This window comes from Burkholderia sp. lig30 (genome assembly GCF_000687455.2).
Classification (GTDB): domain Bacteria; phylum Pseudomonadota; class Gammaproteobacteria; order Burkholderiales; family Burkholderiaceae; genus Burkholderia.
Map to the genome: position 1 here is coordinate 40,005 of NZ_JGVW01000061.1, position 18,076 is coordinate 58,080.

Here is an 18,076-nt window from a genome sequence, read left to right on the forward strand (position 1 = left end):
GGCCGCGCGTCAGTCGTCGCCGGCGGTTTCGGTGGCGGGCGCGCTTCCGGCTTCGCTCGCGGTTTCGTTCCCGGCTTCACCCGCGCCCGTTCGACGGGCGTGCTTCCAGATCTGGTAGATCTCCCACGCGGCAAAGCCGAGCGAGCCCCACTTCAACGTCGGGCCGGCGCTCGTGCGCAGCAGCGAACGCACCGGCTTGGCGATGACGAGCGACGCAAGCGAGCTGAGGATCGGATACTGGCTCACCAACTGGCTGAGGCTCGCGTTGAGGTTCTTCGCGGACTGGCCGATCGAGCCGCTGGCCAGCCCGGGGACGAGCAGCTTGATCCAGCGGAAGCGGGCGATGGCCTCGCGCAGTTCGGTGCCAGCTTCCGCCAGCTCCAGCCGCTCGACGTCCGAGCGCAGGATCAGCAGTTCCTTGCGGATCGCGCGATGCTGCGCGGCGCTCAAATGCGCGCGCGGCGAAAAGGTGCGGTATTTGTTGGCCGTGACATTCTGGCTCATGGCGCGTCGGCGAAGTGAGTGATGAGGACGAACGCCTGCGCGTTCATGACTTGGCGCGGAACAGCTCGCGGTCTTTCTCGAGTTCGGTCAGCGTGGCTTCGAACATGGTCGGCGCCTCCCGCACGTCCGCACGCGCCTTCAGCGCGCATCCGGCGGCGGCCAGCGCATACAGCGCGGTAATGGCCGCGAGCGACTGCCAGCGATAGCTGTCCCAGAAAGCGATCGCGACGAGCACGGTCAGGCTGACGAGTGCCATCATCGCCAGCATCATCGCGGCGAGCCCGAAGAACAGCACGCCGAGGAGTCGCTCCTTTTCCTCGGCAAGCTCGATGCCCACCAGCTCGAGGCGCGTCTGCAAAAGCCCGATCGCGGAACCGACGAGGCGGCGCAGCGGCCCGTGCCCCGACGGCTGCGATTTGGTGTCTGTCGTCATGTATGGTGTGCTTGCGCGTGCGAAAAACGGCTGAGACAAAGCCGACCGGCGTGCTTGTGCCAGTCAGCTTCGGTGCCGCCGGGCCGTGCAACGACAGCCCGCGGCGGCGGGCGGCGCGGTTCGCGCGTTACTTGCGATTGATCAGCAGGCCGATCAGCACGCCGACGCCGGCCGCGATGCCGATCGACGTCCACGGATGCTCGTGCACGTAATCGTCGGTTGCGCGCGCGGCCTTCTTGCCCTTCTCGACCACCACGACCTGGACGTCGGCCGCCTTTTCCTTCGCCTGCTTCAGACGCGACAGCGCCTTCTCGCGCAGCTCGGACGCACGGTCGCCCGTGCTGCTCGCAGCTTGCTTGAGCAGGTCTTCTGCGTCCGCGAGAACGGTCTTGATATCCGACATCAGTTTCTCCTTGTTGATTTCCGACATTGCAACTCCCTTCGTGCTGATCATGCGTCAGGTTCATATCGTAACGAAACGCGTGCCTGCTGGCGAGTCGGGATCGCGCAGGGTTGCGCGCCACATGTGTCGGAATGGTAAACGATTTGTAATGTATAGAGAGAGGTGATCGTGCGGAAAAGTTTCCGGCCGTTGCCGGAACGCGGTCAAAAATGACAAAAATGTATGAATATCGAACGGAATATTCGTTCGCGTGACCGCCCGCTTCCCGTAAGCTTCCCGACGGGCCGCGCGTATGGCGCGGCGACTTTCACCCCCTTCGTTCAAGGAGAGAACACCATGAGTCTGCGTCTTGGCGACATCGCGCCGGATTTCGAACAGGATTCGAGCCTCGGCCGCATCAAGTTTCATGAATGGCTCGGCGGCAGCTGGGGCGTGTTGTTCTCCCATCCGGCCGACTACACGCCGGTGTGCACGACGGAGCTCGGGCTGACCGCGAAGCTGAAGGGCGAGTTCGAGAAGCGCAACGTGAAGGTGATCGCGCTGTCGGTCGACAGCGTCGAATCGCACAAAGGCTGGATCGACGACATCAACGACACGCAGGCCACGCACGTCGGCTTCCCGATCATCGCCGACGCCGACCGCAAGGTATCGCAGCTTTACGACATGATCCACCCGAACGCGAACGAGACGCTCACCGTGCGCTCGCTGTTCGTGATCGATCCGAACAAGAAGGTGCGGCTCATCATCACGTATCCGGCCAGCACCGGGCGCAACTTCGACGAGGTGCTGCGCGTGATCGACTCGCTGCAGCTGACGGACAACTACAAGGTCGCGACGCCGGGCAACTGGAAGGACGGCGACGACGTGGTGATCGTCCCGTCGCTGAAGGACCCGGAAGAACTGAAGCAGCGTTTCCCGAAGGGCTTCAACGCGGTGCGTCCGTACCTGCGCGTCACCCCGCAGCCGAACAAGTGAAGCACGGCGCGGCGCGCTCGCGCCGGCGGCACGTCCGTCGCGCGGTCCAGAGCCCGCGCGCGTCGATTCGAACGCAAACGGCCCGCCCGGCATTTATGCCGGGCGGGCCGTCCCTTTCGTGCATGCGGAGCGTGCGCGTACGCGGACGCGCGGCGATCAGAAGAACGCCTGGATGCCCGTCTGCGCGCGGCCGAGGATCAGCGCGTGGATGTCGTGCGTGCCCTCGTAGGTGTTGACCACTTCGAGGTTGACGAGGTGGCGGGCGACGCCGAACTCGTCGGAGATGCCGTTGCCGCCCAGCATGTCGCGCGCGAGCCGCGCGACGTCGAGCGCCTTGCCGCACGAGTTGCGCTTCATGATCGACGTGATCTCGACGGCCGCCGTGCCTTCGTCCTTCATCCGGCCGAGGCGCAGCACGCCTTGCAGGCCGAGCGTGATTTCCGTCTGCATGTCGGCGAGCTTTTTCTGGATCAGCTGGTTCGCGGCGAGCGGCCGGCCGAACTGCTTGCGGTCGAGCACATACTGGCGCGCGGTGTGCCAGCACGATTCGGCGGCGCCGAGCGCGCCCCACGCGATCCCGTAGCGCGCCGAGTTCAGGCACGTGAACGGGCCGCGCAGGCCGGAGACGTTCGGCAGCATGTTCTCCTCGGGCACGAACACTTCATCGAGCACGATCTCGCCGGTGATCGACGCGCGCAGGCCGACCTTGCCGTGAATCGCCGGTGCGGACAGACCCTTCCAGCCCTTCTCGAGAATGAAGCCGCGGATCGTGTCGCGGCCGTCTTCCTTGAGCTTCGCCCAGACGACGAACACGTCGGCGATCGGCGAGTTCGTGATCCACATCTTCGAGCCGGACAGCGAAAAACCGCCGGACACTTTCTTCGCGCGGGTCACCATGCTGCCCGGATCGGAGCCGTGGTTCGGCTCGGTCAGGCCGAAGCAGCCGATCCATTCCCCGGTGGCGAGCTTCGGCAGGTATTTCTCCTTCTGCGCGTCGGAGCCGAATTCGAAGATCGGCACCATCACGAGCGACGACTGCACCGACATCATCGACCGGTAACCGGAGTCGACGCGCTCGACTTCGCGCGCGATGAGGCCGTAGCTCACGTAATTGAGACCGGGGCCGCCGTATTGCTCGGGGATCGTCGGGCCGAGCAGGCCGAGTTCGCCCATTTCGCGGAAGATCTCTGCATCGGTGCGTTCGTGGCGGAACGCTTCGATGACGCGCGGCGCGAGCTTGTCCTGCGAATAGGCCCGCGCGGCCTCGCGCACCATGCGCTCTTCTTCGGTGAGCTGCTGGTCGAGCAGCAGCGGATCGTCCCAATGAAAAGTTGCAGCACTCATCGTCTCATCTCCTGTCGACCCGAGTTGGCGCTTCAGCGCTTACTCGGGTCCCATGCTATGCGGTCGACCCGAGTTGGTGCTTCGGCGGTTACTCGGGTCCCATGCTTCGCGGTCGACCCGAGTTGGCGCCTTGGCGCTTGATCGGATTCCATGCCTACGGTTTACTTGACTGTAGTTCCGCTGTGCGGAACAATGTTTTGCAATTGCATCCCAGTGTAGCACCAGATGACGCTTGCAACCATCAACGATCGAGAAGTGGACGAACGCAAGTTCGTCGTTGCGCTCGCGCGCGGGCTGGACCTGCTGCGCGCGTTCCGTCCCGGCGAGCCGATGCTCGGCAATCGCGACTTCGCGGAGCGCACCGGCCTGCCGAAGGCGACGGTGAACCGGCTCGCGTATACGCTGACGGTGCTCGGCTATCTGCGTTATGACGAGACGCTCGGCAAGTACGCGCTCGACGCGGGGGTGCTGTCGCTCGGCTATGCGCTGCTGTCCGGCGCGAGCACGCTGGACCTGGCCCGGCCGCACATGCAGTCGCTCGCGCGCGAGATCGGCGCGGCGGTCTCGCTCGGCTGCCGCGACGGGCTCGACATGATCTATCTGGAGACGATCCGCAGCGAGACCGCGCTCACGCTCGGGCTGGCGCCGGGCTCGCGGCTGTCGATGCTGACGAGTTCGATGGGGCGCGCGTATCTGGCCGTGCAGCCGGAAGACGTGCGGCGCGCGCTGTTCGCCGAGCTGCACAAGGCGGCGGGCGGCGGCGCGGACGCCGATGCGCTCGTCGACGCGGCGCAGCGCGCGGTCGCGGAGTTCGCGGCAGCCGGATGCTGCTATTCGTTCCGTGCGTGGCACGCGGACGTGAACGCCGCCGCCGTGCCGTTTCGCGAGGCGCGGGAGGGGCGCTGGCTGATCCTGAGCTGCAGCGGTCCGGCGTCGTCGATGGGCGAGGACGTGTTCAGGACCCAGGTCGGCCCGCGCCTGAAGGCGCTCGCACGGCGGCTCGGCGAGCCGGCCTGACCGAGGCGGATAGCGTGCAGTGGGTAGCGTGACGGCGGGCTCTTTCGCGCTCGGCTGCGGGGCCGCGGCGCGCGGTCACGCGGATCCGGTTAGGTGCTTCGGTTCTGAGGAACGCCGGCCCCTGCGTCAGGCCGACTCGGTCCTGGCGAACACCGGCCCCTGCATCAGCCGCACGTCGTGCTGACGCAGCAGTTCGCACTGGGTCTCGTCGGCGACCTGATCGAAGATCAGCGGAATCCTCATGCGCTGCGCATAGCCGACCAGCGCCTTCACCATGCCGTCGCGCAACGCGACGGTCGCATCCATCTTGATGTAGTCCGGCCGCGCCATGTCCGAATCCACCGCGAGGATGCGCCCCGGATCGGGCAGCTTGTCGGCGACCTTGAATCCGTGGTGCTGGTAGCTGCGGGTCAGGTAGCCGAGAAAGGTCTTGTGCGCGACCGCGGCCGCCGGCAGCTCGATCACGATCCGCTCGGGCGGCAGCCCGAAGCGCGTCAGCACCGACGAGAAATGCTTGCCGTGGTCGTACTTCACGCTCTTGAGCAGCCGCTCGTGCACCCGCACGAACAATAGCCCGTGGCGCTGCGCGCCGAAGAAGTTGATCGCATGCAGCGTGCGCGCGAGCCGGTCGAGCGCGACGAGCGCCTGGTCGTCGGCCGCCACGTTGAACGGGTCGCACGGCGCCCCCGCCATCTGCGTCACCGCCTGGAAACCGAGTTCATCGCCATAGCGTTCGATCGCGTCGGAAAACGACGCGGACGGCGGCGCGCCCGGCATCGTCACGTCGTAGATCGGTTCGTAGGCGCTGCCGAGCGTCAGGCCGGGCAGATGCGCGCACGCGGCACCGGCGGAGTCGAGCGCGAGGTGATCCCGCAAATAAGGCAGTTGCCCGGCACGGGCGACCAGCTCTGGAATGGTAGGCGGAATCATGGGGTCGGCAATGAGTCAGGGCGGCCGGACCGGCCGCCGCACGCATCGATAGTAGCAGCGCGCAATCGGCTCGGCTCGTCGATTTGCTCATAACGTTATCCCGCGCCCGGCCGTGCTTCAGGGTTTACGTTGATTTCACTATGCGTAATTCGTTTTACTATTCGTAAATCAAGAATTTGTCGAAGATCAAGAAAGCGGAAATCGGGCGCGGCAGCGCGATGCCGTTCCCCGTTCAACAGGAAGCAAGGAGCGAGACATGGCGGGTGAGAAGGAACGGGCTTGGCAGGCGGATCTGACGGAACGGCGGGTCACGGCCGAGCGGCGTCCGGAGCACGCATGCGCATGCATGGCGCTGCGCGACCGGAACACGTGGCGGACCCTCGCGGGCTGAGCGGACGGATGGCGATCATGAACATCGACTACCAGAACCTGAAATTTGCATACCGGCCGCGCGCGGAGCGCGCGGCAGACAGTGATGCGGCGATCCATCCGGTGGTGGTCGTCGGCGCGGGGCCGGTCGGCCTGTCCGCCGCGATCGACCTCGCGCAGCAGGGCGTGCCCGTCGTGGTGCTCGACGACGACGACACGCTGTCCACCGGCTCGCGTGCGATCTGCTTCGCGAAACGCACGCTCGAGGTCTTCGACCGCCTCGGCTGCGGCGAGCGTTTCGTCGAGAAGGGCGTGAGCTGGCACGTCGGCAAGGTGTTCCTGCAGGACGAGCTGCTGTATACGTTCGACCTGCTGCCGGAGGCCGGCCATGCGCGGCCGGCGTTCATCAATCTCCAGCAGTACTACGTGGAAGGCTATCTGGCCGAGCGCGCGTTCGCGCTGCCGAACCTCGAGATCCGCTGGAAGAGCAAGGTGACGGGCCTCGTGCAGTCGGCGGAGCATGCCGAGCTGACGGTCGAGACGCCGGAAGGCGTGGAGACGCTGCGCGCGCGCTACGTGATCGCGGCGGACGGCTCGCGCAGCCCGGTGCGCACGATGATGGGGCTCGAAAGCCACGGCCGCACGTTCAAGGACCACTTCCTGATCGCGGACGTGAAGATGAAGGCGGAATTCCCGACCGAGCGCTGGTTCTGGTTCGATCCGCCGTTCCACCGCAACCAGTCGGTGCTGCTGCACCGTCAGCCGGACAACGTCTGGCGCATCGACTTCCAGCTCGGCTGGGATGCCGATCCGGTCGCCGAGAAGCAGCCCGAGCGCGTGATCCCGCGCGTGCGCGCGCTGCTCGGCCCGGACGCCGAGTTCGAGCTGGAGTGGGTCAGCGTCTACACGTTCCGCTGCCAGCGGATGGATTCGTTCCGCCACGGCCGCGTGCTGTTCGCGGGGGACTCGGCACATGGCGTGTCGCCGTTCGGCGCGCGCGGCGCGAACAGCGGCGTGCAGGATGCCGACAATCTCGCGTGGAAGCTCAAGCTGGTGCTCGACGGCCGCGCGCCCGAGCGCCTGCTCGACACCTACGCGTGCGAACGCGAGTTCGCCGCCGACGAGAACATTCGCAACTCGACCCGCTCGACCGATTTCATCACGCCGAAGAGCCCGATTTCGCGGGTGTTCCGCGACGCGACGCTCAAGCTCGCGCGCGACTGTGAATTCGCGCGCAAGCTCGTCAACAGCGGCCGCCTGTCGGTGCCGGCGGTGCTCGCCGATTCGCCGCTCAACACGCCGGATCGCGCCGGCGATGCGTTCGCGTGCGCGATGCGGCCGGGCGCGGCGGCGGTCGATGCGCCGGTGCGCGTGAACGGCGCGGCGGACTGGCTGCTGCAGCATTTGCGCGACGGCTTCACCGGCATGCTGTTCGGCCTGCCGGGCGACGCCGCGGCGCTCGCGCAGGCGGTGGCCGGCCACGCGCTGCCGGTGCGCCCGGTGCTGGTCGTGCCGAACGGGCACGCGCAGCCGGTGCCCGGCGTCGACGTGCTGGAGGACGTCGACGGGGTGGTCGCGCAGCGCTACGACGCGCGGCCCGGCACGTTCTACCTGCTGCGACCCGACCAGCACGTGTGCGCGCGGACGCGCGCGCTCGATCCGCAGGCGGTCGGCCAGGCCGTCGCGCGTGCGATCTGCGCGGCCTGACCACATCAAAACGATATCGGAGACACCTGTCATGACCCTCGACACCCGTTTGCGTCTGGCCGATCCGGACGCGTTCTATGAGGCCCTGATCGACATGCACCGCGATCTGCCCGACAGCGAGAGCCAGCTCGTCAACGCGAAGCTGATCCTGCTGCTCGCGAACCAGATCGGCGACATCGACGTATTGCGCGAAGCGATGACGATCGCGCGTCAGGGCGCGGCGCCGCTCGTGCATCCCATCTCGGGGAGCGTGCAATGAGCGCCGCTTCGCCCGCCGGCCGCGCGCTCGAAGTCGAGCGCGTGATCGAGGAGACCCATCGCCCCGGCTTTCACTGGATGCTGCTCGCGCTGTGCGGGATGTGCCTGATGATCGACGGCTTCGACGCGCAGGCGATGGGCTATGTCGCGCCGAGCGTGATCGCCGAATGGGGTGTGCCGAAGCAGGCGCTCGGGCCGGTGTTCAGCGCGAGCCTGTTCGGCATGCTGCTCGGTGCGCTCGGGCTTTCCGTGCTGGCCGACCGGATCGGGCGGCGTCCGGTGCTGATCGGCGCGACGCTGTTCTTCGCGCTGACGATGCTCGCGACGCCGTTCGCCGCGTCGATTCCCGCGCTGATGGCGCTGCGCTTCGTCACCGGCCTCGGGCTCGGCTGCATCATGCCGAACGCGATGGCGCTCGTCGGCGAGTTCAGCCCGGCCGCGCACCGCGTGAAGCGGATGATGTACGTGTCGTGCGGCTTCACGCTCGGCGCGGCGCTCGGCGGCTTCCTCAGCGCCGCGCTGATCCCGCTGCTCGGCTGGCGCGCGGTGTTCTTCGTCGGCGGCGCGGTGCCGCTCGCGCTCGCGGCCGTGATGGCGGCGCGCCTGCCCGAGTCGCTGCAGTTCCTGGTGCTGAAGGGGCGCGACGCGCAGGCGCGCGACTGGCTCGCGCGCTTCGCGCCGGCGGCGGGCATCGACGCGCGCACGACGCTCGTCGTGCGCGAGCGGGCGGCCGATGGCGCGCCGGTCGCCGAGCTGTTCCGCCACGGCCGCCTGCCGGTCACGCTGCTGCTGTGGTCGATCAGCTTCATGAACCTGATCGACCTGTATTTCCTGTCGAACTGGCTGCCGACCGTGATGCGCGACGCCGGCTATTCGCAGGCGACGGCGGTGATCGTCGGCACGGTGCTGCAGACGGGCGGCGTGATCGGCACGCTGTCGCTCGGCGCCTTCATCGAGCGGCACGGCTTCGTGCGCGTGCTGTTCGTCTGCTTCGCGTGCGCCGCGCTGTCGGTCGGGCTGATCGGCTCGGTCGCGCATGCGCTGCCGTGGCTGCTGATCGTCGTGTTCGCCGGCGGGTTCTGCGTGGTCGGCGGCCAGCCGGCCGTCAACGCGCTCGCCGGCCAGTATTACCCGACTTCCCTGCGCTCGACGGGCATCGGCTGGAGTCTCGGCATCGGCCGCATCGGCTCGGTGCTCGGGCCGCTCGTCGGCGGGCAACTGATTGCGCTCAACTGGTCGAACGGCGCGCTGTTTCACGCGGCGGCGGTGCCCGTCCTGTGTTCGGCATTGCTCGTGCTCGGCCTCGCGGGCGTGACGCGGCGTCGCGGCGCGGAAGCGCCGGGCGCCGCCTGAATGGAGAAATGAAACGATGACGCTTGATCTGTCGAAACCGGCGACCGCCGGCTACCTGAGCGGGTTCGCGAACGAATTCGCGACGGAGGCACTGCCCGGCGCGCTGCCGCACGGCCGCAATTCGCCGCAACGCGCGCCGTACGGCCTCTATGCGGAGCAGCTGTCCGGCACCGCATTCACCGCGCCGCGCGGCTACAACCGCCGCTCGTGGCTCTACCGCATCCGCCCGGGCGCGGTGCACCGGCCGTTCGAGCCGTTTTCCGGCGCGCAGCGCGTCGTCGCGGATTTCGGCGATTCGGCCGACGTGCCGCCGACGCCGCCGAACCAGCTTCGCTGGGATCCGCTGCCGATGCCCGTCGAGCCGACCGACTTCGTCGAAGGGTGGGTGACGATGGCCGGCAACGGCTCGGCCGCCGCGATGCGCGGCTGCGCGATCCACCTGTACGCGGCGAATCGCTCGATGCAGGACCGCTTCTTCTACAACTCGGACGGCGAATTGCTGATCGTCCCGCAGGCAGGCCGCCTCGCGATTGCGACGGAATTCGGCCGGCTCGACGTGGAGCCGTTCGAGATCGCGGTGATTCCGCGCGGCGTGCGCTTCACGGTCGCGCTGCCGGACGGCACCGCGCGCGGCTACATCTGCGAGAACTTCGGCGCGCTGCTGCGTCTGCCGGATCTGGGCCCGATCGGCTCGAACGGCCTCGCGAACCCGCGCGACTTCCTGACGCCGCAGGCGGCCTACGAGGATCGCGAAGGCGCATTCGAGCTCGTCACCAAGCTGAACGGCCGCCTGTGGCGTGCCGACATCGGCCACTCGCCGCTCGACGTGGTCGCCTGGCACGGCAACTACGCGCCGTACAAGTACGACCTGCGCCTGTTCAACACGATCGGCTCGATCAGCTACGACCATCCGGACCCGTCGATCTTCCTCGTGCTGCAGTCGCAAAGCGATACGCCGGGCGTCGACGCGATCGACTTCGTGATCTTCCCGCCGCGCTGGCTCGCCGCCGAAAACACGTTCCGTCCGCCCTGGTTCCACCGCAACGTCGCGAGCGAATTCATGGGCCTCGTGCACGGCGCGTACGACGCGAAGGCCGAAGGCTTCGTGCCGGGCGGCGCGAGCCTGCACAACTGCATGTCGGGCCACGGGCCGGATGCGGACACGTTCGAGAAGGCGTCCGCGATCGACACGACGAAGCCGAACAAGGTCGGCGACACGATGGCGTTCATGTTCGAAACCCCTGCGCTGATCCGCCCGACGCGCTTTGCGCTCGACACCGCGCAGCTGCAGGCGAACTACTTCGAATGCTGGCAAGGCCTCAAGAAACACTTCAATCCGGAGCAACGATGAGCGCAACCCCCGACTGGCGCGTTACCCTCGATCCGGCTCGCAAGAGCTGGCTCGACACGGCGAACGATCCCGCCTGCGATTTCCCGATCCAGAACCTGCCGTCCGGCATCTTCAGCGATGCGAAGCAACCGGCGCGCCGCGCCGGTGTTGCGCTCGGCGACCAGATCGTCGACCTCGCGGCGCTCGCGCGCGCGGGCCTCGTGACGTTGCCGGCCGGCGCCGGCAACGTGTTCGACGCGCCGTCGCTGAACGCGTTCATCGCGCTCGGCCGCGACGCGTGGCGCAGCGTGCGCGTGCAGTTGAGCGCGCTGTTCGCGCGCGACACCGCGCGCCTGCGCGACGACGCGGCGCTGCGCGCGCAGGCGCTCGTGCCGCAGCGCGGCGCGACGCTGCATCTGCCCGTCGAGATTCCGGGCTATACCGATTTCTATTCGTCGAAGGAACACGCGACCAACGTCGGCTCGATGTTCCGCGATCCGAAGAACGCGCTGTTGCCGAACTGGTCGGAAATGCCGATCGGCTACAACGGCCGCGCGTCGTCGGTGGTGGTGAGCGGCACGCCGGTGCGGCGCCCGAACGGGCAACTGAAGGCACCCGACCAGGAGCGCCCGGTGTTCGGCGCGTGCCGCAAGCTCGACATCGAACTGGAGACCGGCTTCGTCGTCGGGCAGGGCAACGCGCTCGGCGAGCCGATCGCGTGCGGGGATGCGGAGGCGCACATCTTCGGCATGGTGCTGCTGAACGACTGGAGCGCGCGCGACATCCAGCAATGGGAATACGTGCCGCTCGGGCCGTTCAACGCGAAGACGTTCGCGACGACGATCTCGCCGTGGATCGTCACGCTCGACGCGCTGGAGCCGTTCCGTACCGCGCAGCCGGCGCAGACGCCCGAGCCGCTCGCGTACCTGCGGCATGCGGGCGAGCACGGCTTCGACATCGCGCTCGAGGTCACGCTGCGTCCCGACGGCGCGGCCGACGCAACGACGATCTGCCGGACCAACTTCAGGCATATGTACTGGTCGATGGCGCAGCAGCTCGCGCATCACACGGTCGCGGGCTGCAACACGCGGGTCGGCGACTTGATGGGGTCGGGCACGATCAGCGGGCCGACGAAGGATTCGTTCGGCAGCCTGCTCGAACTGACATGGAACGGCAAGGAGCCGGTGGCGCTGAAGGGCGGCGGCAGCCGCGCGTTCCTCGAGGACGGCGACGAGCTGACGCTGGCCGGCTGGTGCCAGGGCGACGGCTATCGGGTCGGCTTCGGCACCTGCGTCGGCAAGATCCTGCCGGCGCCGGGCGCGTAAGCGACCGGAGTGTCGGCGATGCGCGGCCTTCGGAGCGCGGGCTGCCGTGCGCGACGGGGTGGCGCGCTGGGCCGTGTCGATTCGAACGGTGTTGATCCGATCTGAGCCGAGTTCGAGTTCGAGTCCAAGTCCCAGTCCAAGTCGAGCTGACTCGTGCCGTGCCGCGCGAGGCGCCGGCGCGCCCTGTCCGGGTCAGACCGCGCGCTGCGGTGCGGCCCGGCGTTCCCACAGCGCGGCGGCGACGAACGCCGCCGCGCTGCCGATCAGCACGCCGATCAGCGCGTTGCTTCCCATTTGCTCCATCAATGCGCCGGCCACGAGCGGGCCGCCGAAGCTCGCCGCGCTCCACGACGCGGACACGAGCGAGCTGGCGGTGACGAGCGCCGTGCCGCGAAAGCGTTCGCCGCACGCGACGAGCGACAGCGTATAGATGCTGCCCGCCGCCGCGCCGAGCACGAACAGGAGCGGCCAGCACAGCCACGGATTCGTCACGACGAGCGGCACGAACGGCAGCAGTGCGAGCACGATGCAGCCGGCGCCGAGATGCACGCGCTCGCGGCCGAGCTTGTCGGCGAGCCAGCCGATCGGGAACTGCATCGCGGTGTCGCCGAACAGCAGGATCGACGCGAACAGCACTGCCGCCTCGCTCGCGACGCCGTGATCCATCGCGAAGATCGGCAGCAGCGACAGCGCGAGCGTGTCGAACAGCGCGAAGAATCCCGTGCCGATGATCAGCGCGGGCATGCGCGGCATCACGCTGCGCCAGTGGCCGTGCGTGTCGTGATGGGCGCCGTCGGTGAGCGGTGCGCGCCGGATCGATCCGAGCGACGGCAGCGCGAGCAGGAACAGCGCGCCGGACAGCGCAAAGCGGATGCCGGTGAAGCCGGCGATCTGGCTGACGAGCACCGGGCCCGCCATCTGGAACAGCGTGAAGTTGGTCGCGTAGAGCGCGACCACGCGGCCGCGCGTCGCGTCGTCGGCGAGCTGGTTGACCCACGCTTCGCCGATCGTGAAGAGCAGCATCAGCGCCGCGCCGCACAGCAGCCGCAGCATGCCCCACACCCACAGATTCGACGTGACCTGCATCAGCGCGGTCGCGGCGGCGAGCAGCAGCACCGACGCGACGATCGCTCGGCGCGCGCCGAAACGGCGCGCGAGCGCGGTGACGAACGGCACGATCGCGAGGCCGCCGCCGGCCTGCGCGGCGGTCATCATGCCGACGACGTTGGTGCCGTGGCCGGCTTCCGTCAGCGCGAGTGCAGTGAGGGGGAGGGTGGCGCCGGTGCCAAGACCGACGACGGCGACGCTCAGGATCAGCGCCAGGAAATCGCGAGAGAGAACGGTTTTCATCGGCCGCAATGCTACACCGGCCTGCCGTATCGCTCCATGAACGCGGTCATTGCACGCGCGATCCGGCGCGATGGCGGCCGGGCCGTGCGGCCCGGCCGGCGGCGCTTACGCGCATTCGGTCGGCGCGGCGGCGGGACGCCGTTCGAGCGACGCGGACCACAGCGTGAGCGCGAGCGCCGCGACGGCCATCGCGGCGCCGACCCACGGCAGTTCCGCAAGCGGCACGCCCGTGCCGATCGCCATCCCGCCGAGCCATGCGCCCGTCGCGTTGCCGAGGTTGAACGCGCCCTGATTGAGCGTCGACGCGAGATTCGGCGCGTCGCTCGCACGGTCGACGATCAGGATCTGCAGCGGCGGCACGATCGCGAACGCGAGCACGCCCCACACGAAGATCGTCACGAGCGCGGCGTGCGGCAGATGCATCGTGCCGGCGAACAGCGCGAGCACGAAGCCGATCGAGCCGAGCGACGCGAGCAGCGACGGCATCCGGCGCCAGTCCGCGAGCTTGCCGCCAAGCGTGCCGCCGACCGTCAGGCCGACGCCGAACAGCAGCAGCACGTAGGTGACCTGATGCGGCGTGTAGCCGGTGACGTCCTCGAGGATCGGCGTGATGTAGGTAAACACGCTGAACAGGCTCGCGGACGCGAGCACGCTGATGCCGAGCACCATCAGCACTTGCGGATGCTTCAGCACGTTGAATTCGCGGGTGATGCTCGTTTTCGGCATCTCCAGATGCTTCGGCAGGCACACCGCGAGCGCGGCCGCGGCGGCGATGCCGATGCCGGTCACGGCCCAGAAGGTCGCGCGCCAGCCGTACGCCTGGCCGAGCGCCGTGCCGAGCGGCACGCCGAGCACGTTCGCGAGCGTGAGGCCGGTAAACATCAGCGCGATCGCCTGCGCGCGGCGGTTCGGCGCGACGAGGCCGCTCGCGACCACCGAGCCGATGCCGAAGAACGCACCGTGGCAGAACGCGGTGACGACGCGCGCGACCATCAGCAGGGTGTAGCCGGGCGCGATCGCGCAGAATAGGTTGCCCGCGATGAACAGCCCGATCAGCCCCATCAGCGCGCGCTTGCGCGGCATCTTCGCGGTGACGATCGCGAGGATCGGCGCGCCGATCGTGACGCCGAGCGCATAGCCGGACACGAGCATCCCGGCGGCAGGGATCGACACGCCCAGATCGCGGGCGACGTTGGGCAGCAGCCTCATGATCACGAACTCGGTGGTACCGATTCCAAAAGCGGCGACGGCAAGGGCAAAGAGGGGCAGGGGCATCGCGGGTGGTGGCGGAGGAGTGGTTGCCTGGCGCGCGCGGGATGCGCGGCGCGGACGGGGGAGCGCGTCAGGCGGCGATTCTACGCTAGTAGAAACCCTTATGCTCGGGGCCGGATCGGGTGCGGGCGCGAAGCGGTATGGACCGCTGCGCGCCGCGGCTGGCGCGTCGGCGACGGTGAGGCGAGCGGCGGGCGGCGGGATCGCGAGAGTCGCGGTGCCGAAGTGTGCCGTTACGCGCCCGGCGCTTTCACCGAATGTTCAAGCGGCGCTTCCGCAGGCGTGTCGGTCGAAGGTTCACCCTGAGTTTCAGTCGGGGATTCGGCCGACGCTTCTGCCGAGGCCGGCGGGTTGCTCCAGCCATTCTCGAACAGGCACGCCTCGAGCGGCATCCGCGCGGCCCAGCGTTCCTCTTCGAGCATCGGCTTCGCATAGAACGCGTCGACGTGCCCGAGGCAGAGGATCGCGATCGGCTTTGCGCCGTCGGGGATGCCGAGCAGCGCGCGCAGCGCGTCGACGTCGAACAGCGACACCCAGCCCATGCCGAGCCCTTCGGCGCGCGCGGCGAGCCACATGTTCTGGATCGCGCAGGCGGCCGACGCGAGATCCATCTCCGGCAGCGTGCGGCGGCCGAACACGTGGCGCTCGCGGCCGTCGGTCAGCGCGACGACCAGCAGCTCGCCGCACTCGCGCACGCCCTCGACCTTCAGCCGCATGAACTCGTCGTGCCGCTCGCCGAGCGCGTCGGCCGTGGCGATGCGCTCGGCCTCGACGAGTTCGTAGATGCGCGCGCGCAGCGCGGTGTCGGTCACGCGGATGAAGCGCCACGGTTGCATGAAGCCGACGCTCGGCGCGTGGTGGGCGGCGCGCAGCAGGCGCGCGAGTGCGGCGGGGTCGACGGGCGCCGGCGTGAAGTGGCGCATGTCGCGCCGCTCGAAGATGGCACGGTAGACGGCTGCAATGGCGGGATCGTCGAAACGCATGGTCGGCACGGAACGCAATGAAATCGCCGCAACGATAACAGACCGCGCGGCGATGACGTGCGACAGGCGAGACTGGCGGCAGTCCGCAGTCCGCAGTCCGCAGTCCGCAGGCTCGGGCTCGGGCTCGGGCTCAGGCTCAGGCTCAGGCTCAGGCTCAGGCTCAGGCTCAGGCTCAGGCTCAGGCTCAGGCTCAGGCTCAGGCGAAGCGCGAACGCCTCCGCCCCGCGTCAGCGATTCGCCGACACGACGTTCTGCGGCTTCCCGGCGTGCCAGGCCTCGATGTTGAGCAGCGTCGTATGCGCGATCTCGGCGAGCGCTTCGCGCGTGAAGAACGCCTGGTGCGACGTGACGATCACGTTCGGAAACGTCAGGAGCCGTGCCAGCACGTCGTCCTGCAGCGGCTGATCCGAGTGATCCTCGAAGAACAGCCCGCTTTCTTCTTCGTAGACGTCGAGCCCGAGATGGCCGAGCTGGCCGCTCTTGAGCGCGTCGATCAGCGCCTGCGCGTCGACGAGGCCGCCGCGCCCGGTGTTGATCAGCATCGCGCCATGCTTCATCTGCGCGAGCGTGCGCGCGTTGATCAGGTGGTGGGTCGACGGCAGCAGCGGGCAGTGCAGGCTGACGATGTCCGCGTGGCGCAGCAGCTCGTCGAGCCCCACATAGCGCGCACCCTGCGCGATCAGCTCGCCGTCGTACGGCGGCACCGAATGGGCGAGGACCTTCATCCCGAACCCCATCATGATGCGTGCGAACACGCTGCCGATCATCCCGGTGCCGATCACGCCGATGGTCTTGCCGTACAGGTCGAAGCCGAGCAGCCCGTTGAGCGAGAAGTCCCCTTCGCGAGTGCGGGCGACCGCGCGCGGCAGGCGGCGGTTGAGCGCGAGGATCAGCGCGACCGCATGCTCGGCGATCGCATGCGGCGAATACGCCGGCACGCGCACGACCGCGATGCCGAGCCGTTCGGCAGCGGCGAGGTCGACGTGGTTGAAGCCCGCCGAGCGCAGCGCGATGAGCCGCGTGCCGCCGTCGGCAAGGCGCTCGAGCACCGCCGCGTCGATCGTGTCGTTGACGAACGGGCAGACCACCTCGTAGCCGTGCGCGAGGATCGCCGTCTCCGCGTCGAGATGCGATGGCTGGAAGTGCAGCCGGTAGCCGAACTGGCGGTTCGCCGCGGTAAACGAATCGTTGTCGTACTGACGGCTGCTGAACAGGATCACGCGCACGCGCTGCCTCCCTGGGGTCTGTTTACATACGGGCGATTTCGGGCATTCACCTGGAATGAACATCAAGCTTGGGGGTGTCACGAGAACGGCCGCTCGCCGCGTCACGCGCCTCGCGAGCGGCCGTTCTCGTGGCAACGCATGTGCGTTCCGTATGTAAACAGACCCTAGCGTGACGCGTGCAGTTTACTGCAGCCCCGTGACGATGTCCGGGCGTTCGCCCGCGCGTGGCTTGTGGAGGAACGGATAGCTGCCGGTGGCGAGGACGGCCGGCGTGTTGAAATGATCGATCGCGTGCTCGACGAAGCTGCGGGTGCGCGCGGGCACGAATTGCCGGTTCGGATAGACGATCGACAGTTCCGAATCCGGATCGTCGATCCGGTAGCCGGCGAGCAGCCGCACGAGCGCGCCGCTCGCCAGCGCATCGGCGGCGAAGCTTTCCGGCAGCACCGCGACGCCCGAGCCCGCGATGGCCGCCGCCTGCACGAGCGACAGATGGTTCGCGGTACAGACGGGCCGTGCCGACACCAGATGCGTGGCGTCGTCCGGGCCGATCAGCCGCCATGCGGCAGGATGCAGGTGCGGCGCCAGCGAGACCCAGTCGTGGCGCAGCAGGTCGTCGGGCGTGTGCGGCTCGCCGTGCCGTTCGAGATAGGCGGGCGCCGCGCATGGCACGAGCGTGTTCTGCGCAAGCGCGTGGCCGACGATTGCCGGGTTGCCGTCGAGGCGGCGGCCGGTCAGGATGCCGACGTCGTAGCCGGTGTCGAGCATGTCGACCGGGCACTCGGAGATCGTGAGCTGCACCCGCACCTGCGGGTAGCGGCGCTGGAAGCCGGCGACGAGCGGCGTCAGCGCGAGCGGCGACAGCATGCCCGACGCGACGACGCGCAACGTGCCGACCGGCTCGCGCACCTCGTGCGCGACCGATGCCTCGAGGCTGTCGAACTCCTCGAGCAACGCGCGGCAGCCTTCCAGATAGCGTGTGCCGGCCTCCGTGAGCGACAGGTTTCGGGTGGTCCGGTGAATCAGCCGCGTATTCAGGTGATCCTCGAGCATCGCGATCGAACGGGTGACGAGCGCGTTCGACACGCCGAGTTGATGCGCCGCGCGCCGAAAGCTCTGCTGTTCGGCGACACAGACGAAAACACGCATGTTCTGAATCTGGTTCATGGCTTGCGTAATTCCTGGCCCGATTGAGTGATTATGGTTGTGTTTTTCCGTCGCGCAAGCCAGCCCCCCGGCGAGCGAAGCGCATATCGTCGTCGTATCGAAATGGTCGCTCGATAACGTGGACGATTGT

The 18,076-nt window shown here is 68.2% G+C and carries 17 protein-coding genes; 7 read left to right on the forward strand and 10 right to left on the reverse strand.

The genetic code is table 11. The annotated features are described in order from the left end of the window. Positions 1-9 precede the first annotated feature (9 nt). The 3 genes from LIG30_RS07925 to LIG30_RS07935 form a co-directional block, all read right to left on the reverse strand. Positions 10-504, reverse strand: a complete 495-nt coding sequence (locus LIG30_RS07925; protein ID WP_051994917.1) for a DUF3318 domain-containing protein — start codon at positions 502-504, stop codon at positions 10-12. Positions 505-547: 43 nt separating this feature from the next. After that, entirely contained in the window at positions 548-937 is a 390-nt protein-coding gene (locus LIG30_RS07930; RefSeq protein WP_038711077.1) for a phage holin family protein, read from the reverse strand. 127 nt (positions 938-1,064) lie between these two features. Then, positions 1,065-1,367, reverse strand: coding sequence for a DUF883 family protein (locus tag LIG30_RS07935; RefSeq protein ID WP_038711140.1), 303 nt, complete (start codon positions 1,365-1,367; stop codon positions 1,065-1,067). A gap of 309 nt (positions 1,368-1,676) precedes the next feature. Here LIG30_RS07935 and LIG30_RS07940 point away from each other — a divergent pair, with 309 nt between their 5' ends. Continuing rightward, positions 1,677-2,315: a peroxiredoxin gene (locus LIG30_RS07940; protein ID WP_038711078.1), complete on the forward strand. Its 639-nt coding sequence runs from the start codon at positions 1,677-1,679 to the stop codon at positions 2,313-2,315. Between the two features lie 156 nt (positions 2,316-2,471). On the opposite strand, the gene LIG30_RS07945 is transcribed toward LIG30_RS07940, so the two are convergent. After that, positions 2,472-3,659, reverse strand: coding sequence for an acyl-CoA dehydrogenase (locus LIG30_RS07945; RefSeq protein WP_038711080.1), 1,188 nt, complete (start codon positions 3,657-3,659; stop codon positions 2,472-2,474). 225 nt (positions 3,660-3,884) lie between these two features. Between LIG30_RS07945 and LIG30_RS07950 the strand changes: the two genes are divergently transcribed. Further along, positions 3,885-4,676: an IclR family transcriptional regulator gene (locus LIG30_RS07950; protein WP_038711082.1), complete on the forward strand. Its 792-nt coding sequence runs from the start codon at positions 3,885-3,887 to the stop codon at positions 4,674-4,676. A 126-nt stretch (positions 4,677-4,802) separates the two neighbouring features. On the opposite strand, the gene LIG30_RS07955 is transcribed toward LIG30_RS07950, so the two are convergent. Beyond that, positions 4,803-5,606 carry an EAL domain-containing protein gene (locus LIG30_RS07955; protein WP_038711083.1) on the reverse strand — a complete coding sequence of 268 codons (804 nt, stop codon included), beginning with the start codon at positions 5,604-5,606 and terminating at the stop codon, positions 4,803-4,805. A gap of 408 nt (positions 5,607-6,014) precedes the next feature. Here LIG30_RS07955 and LIG30_RS07960 point away from each other — a divergent pair, with 408 nt between their 5' ends. The 5 genes from LIG30_RS07960 to fahA are packed head-to-tail and all read left to right on the forward strand — an operon-like array spanning position 6,015 to position 11,948. Beyond that, positions 6,015-7,682: an FAD-dependent oxidoreductase gene (locus LIG30_RS07960; RefSeq protein WP_038711141.1), complete on the forward strand. Its 1,668-nt coding sequence runs from the start codon at positions 6,015-6,017 to the stop codon at positions 7,680-7,682. Positions 7,683-7,713: 31 nt separating this feature from the next. Further along, the gene (locus LIG30_RS07965) at positions 7,714-7,941 is read left to right on the forward strand and encodes a DUF2783 domain-containing protein (protein WP_038711085.1); all 228 of its coding nucleotides are present in this window, start codon (positions 7,714-7,716) and stop codon (positions 7,939-7,941) included. Continuing rightward, a complete protein-coding gene (locus LIG30_RS07970; RefSeq protein ID WP_038711087.1) occupies positions 7,938-9,293 on the forward strand; it encodes an MFS transporter in 1,356 nt (451 codons plus the stop codon). The genes LIG30_RS07965 and LIG30_RS07970 overlap by 4 nt, the downstream gene beginning before the upstream one ends. Positions 9,294-9,309: 16 nt before the next feature. Beyond that, positions 9,310-10,644: a homogentisate 1,2-dioxygenase gene (hmgA, locus tag LIG30_RS07975; protein WP_038711090.1), complete on the forward strand. Its 1,335-nt coding sequence runs from the start codon at positions 9,310-9,312 to the stop codon at positions 10,642-10,644. Next, positions 10,641-11,948, forward strand: coding sequence for a fumarylacetoacetase (fahA, locus tag LIG30_RS07980; protein ID WP_038711091.1), 1,308 nt, complete (start codon positions 10,641-10,643; stop codon positions 11,946-11,948). Before hmgA ends, fahA begins: the two co-directional genes overlap by 4 nt. 192 nt (positions 11,949-12,140) lie before the next feature. Here fahA and LIG30_RS07985 read toward each other — a convergent pair whose 3' ends face one another. The 5 genes from LIG30_RS07985 to LIG30_RS08005 all read right to left on the reverse strand — a co-directional run bounded on the left by LIG30_RS07985 (position 12,141) and on the right by LIG30_RS08005 (position 17,946). Next, a complete protein-coding gene (locus tag LIG30_RS07985) occupies positions 12,141-13,298 on the reverse strand; it encodes an MFS transporter (RefSeq protein WP_038711093.1) in 1,158 nt (385 codons plus the stop codon). A 105-nt stretch (positions 13,299-13,403) separates the two neighbouring features. Then, entirely contained in the window at positions 13,404-14,573 is a 1,170-nt protein-coding gene (locus tag LIG30_RS07990) for an MFS transporter (RefSeq protein ID WP_038711095.1), read from the reverse strand. 230 nt (positions 14,574-14,803) lie between these two features. Beyond that, positions 14,804-15,553, reverse strand: a complete 750-nt coding sequence (gene bluB / locus LIG30_RS07995; RefSeq protein WP_038711096.1) for a 5,6-dimethylbenzimidazole synthase — start codon at positions 15,551-15,553, stop codon at positions 14,804-14,806. Between the two features lie 227 nt (positions 15,554-15,780). Further along, complete coding sequence (locus LIG30_RS08000; protein ID WP_038711099.1) at positions 15,781-16,779, reverse strand: 2-hydroxyacid dehydrogenase; 999 nt, start codon at positions 16,777-16,779, stop codon at positions 15,781-15,783. A gap of 183 nt (positions 16,780-16,962) precedes the next feature. Continuing rightward, the gene (locus LIG30_RS08005; RefSeq protein ID WP_038711101.1) at positions 16,963-17,946 is read right to left on the reverse strand and encodes a LysR family transcriptional regulator; all 984 of its coding nucleotides are present in this window, start codon (positions 17,944-17,946) and stop codon (positions 16,963-16,965) included. Positions 17,947-18,076 lie beyond the last annotated feature (130 nt).

Excerpts from the sequence above, each read along its gene's own strand:
- LIG30_RS07985 (WP_038711093.1), bottom strand. The coding sequence starts at position 13,298 with ATGAAAACCGTTCTCTCTCGCGATTTCCTGGCGCTGATCCTGAGCGTC.
- LIG30_RS07940 (WP_038711078.1), top strand. The coding sequence starts at position 1,677 with ATGAGTCTGCGTCTTGGCGACATCGCGCCGGATTTCGAACAGGATTCG.
- LIG30_RS07970 (WP_038711087.1), top strand. The coding sequence starts at position 7,938 with ATGAGCGCCGCTTCGCCCGCCGGCCGCGCGCTCGAAGTCGAGCGCGTG.
- LIG30_RS07930 (WP_038711077.1), bottom strand. The coding sequence starts at position 937 with ATGACGACAGACACCAAATCGCAGCCGTCGGGGCACGGGCCGCTGCGC.
- bluB (WP_038711096.1), bottom strand. The coding sequence starts at position 15,553 with ATGCGTTTCGACGATCCCGCCATTGCAGCCGTCTACCGTGCCATCTTC.
- LIG30_RS07945 (WP_038711080.1), bottom strand. The coding sequence starts at position 3,659 with ATGAGTGCTGCAACTTTTCATTGGGACGATCCGCTGCTGCTCGACCAG.
- hmgA (WP_038711090.1), top strand. The coding sequence starts at position 9,310 with ATGACGCTTGATCTGTCGAAACCGGCGACCGCCGGCTACCTGAGCGGG.
- LIG30_RS07960 (WP_038711141.1), top strand. The coding sequence starts at position 6,015 with ATGAACATCGACTACCAGAACCTGAAATTTGCATACCGGCCGCGCGCG.
- LIG30_RS07965 (WP_038711085.1), top strand. The coding sequence starts at position 7,714 with ATGACCCTCGACACCCGTTTGCGTCTGGCCGATCCGGACGCGTTCTAT.
- LIG30_RS07990 (WP_038711095.1), bottom strand. The coding sequence starts at position 14,573 with ATGCCCCTGCCCCTCTTTGCCCTTGCCGTCGCCGCTTTTGGAATCGGT.
- LIG30_RS07925 (WP_051994917.1), bottom strand. The coding sequence starts at position 504 with ATGAGCCAGAATGTCACGGCCAACAAATACCGCACCTTTTCGCCGCGC.
- LIG30_RS07950 (WP_038711082.1), top strand. The coding sequence starts at position 3,885 with ATGACGCTTGCAACCATCAACGATCGAGAAGTGGACGAACGCAAGTTC.
- fahA (WP_038711091.1), top strand. The coding sequence starts at position 10,641 with ATGAGCGCAACCCCCGACTGGCGCGTTACCCTCGATCCGGCTCGCAAG.
- LIG30_RS07955 (WP_038711083.1), bottom strand. The coding sequence starts at position 5,606 with ATGATTCCGCCTACCATTCCAGAGCTGGTCGCCCGTGCCGGGCAACTG.
- LIG30_RS08005 (WP_038711101.1), bottom strand. The coding sequence starts at position 17,946 with ATGAACCAGATTCAGAACATGCGTGTTTTCGTCTGTGTCGCCGAACAG.
- LIG30_RS07935 (WP_038711140.1), bottom strand. The coding sequence starts at position 1,367 with ATGTCGGAAATCAACAAGGAGAAACTGATGTCGGATATCAAGACCGTT.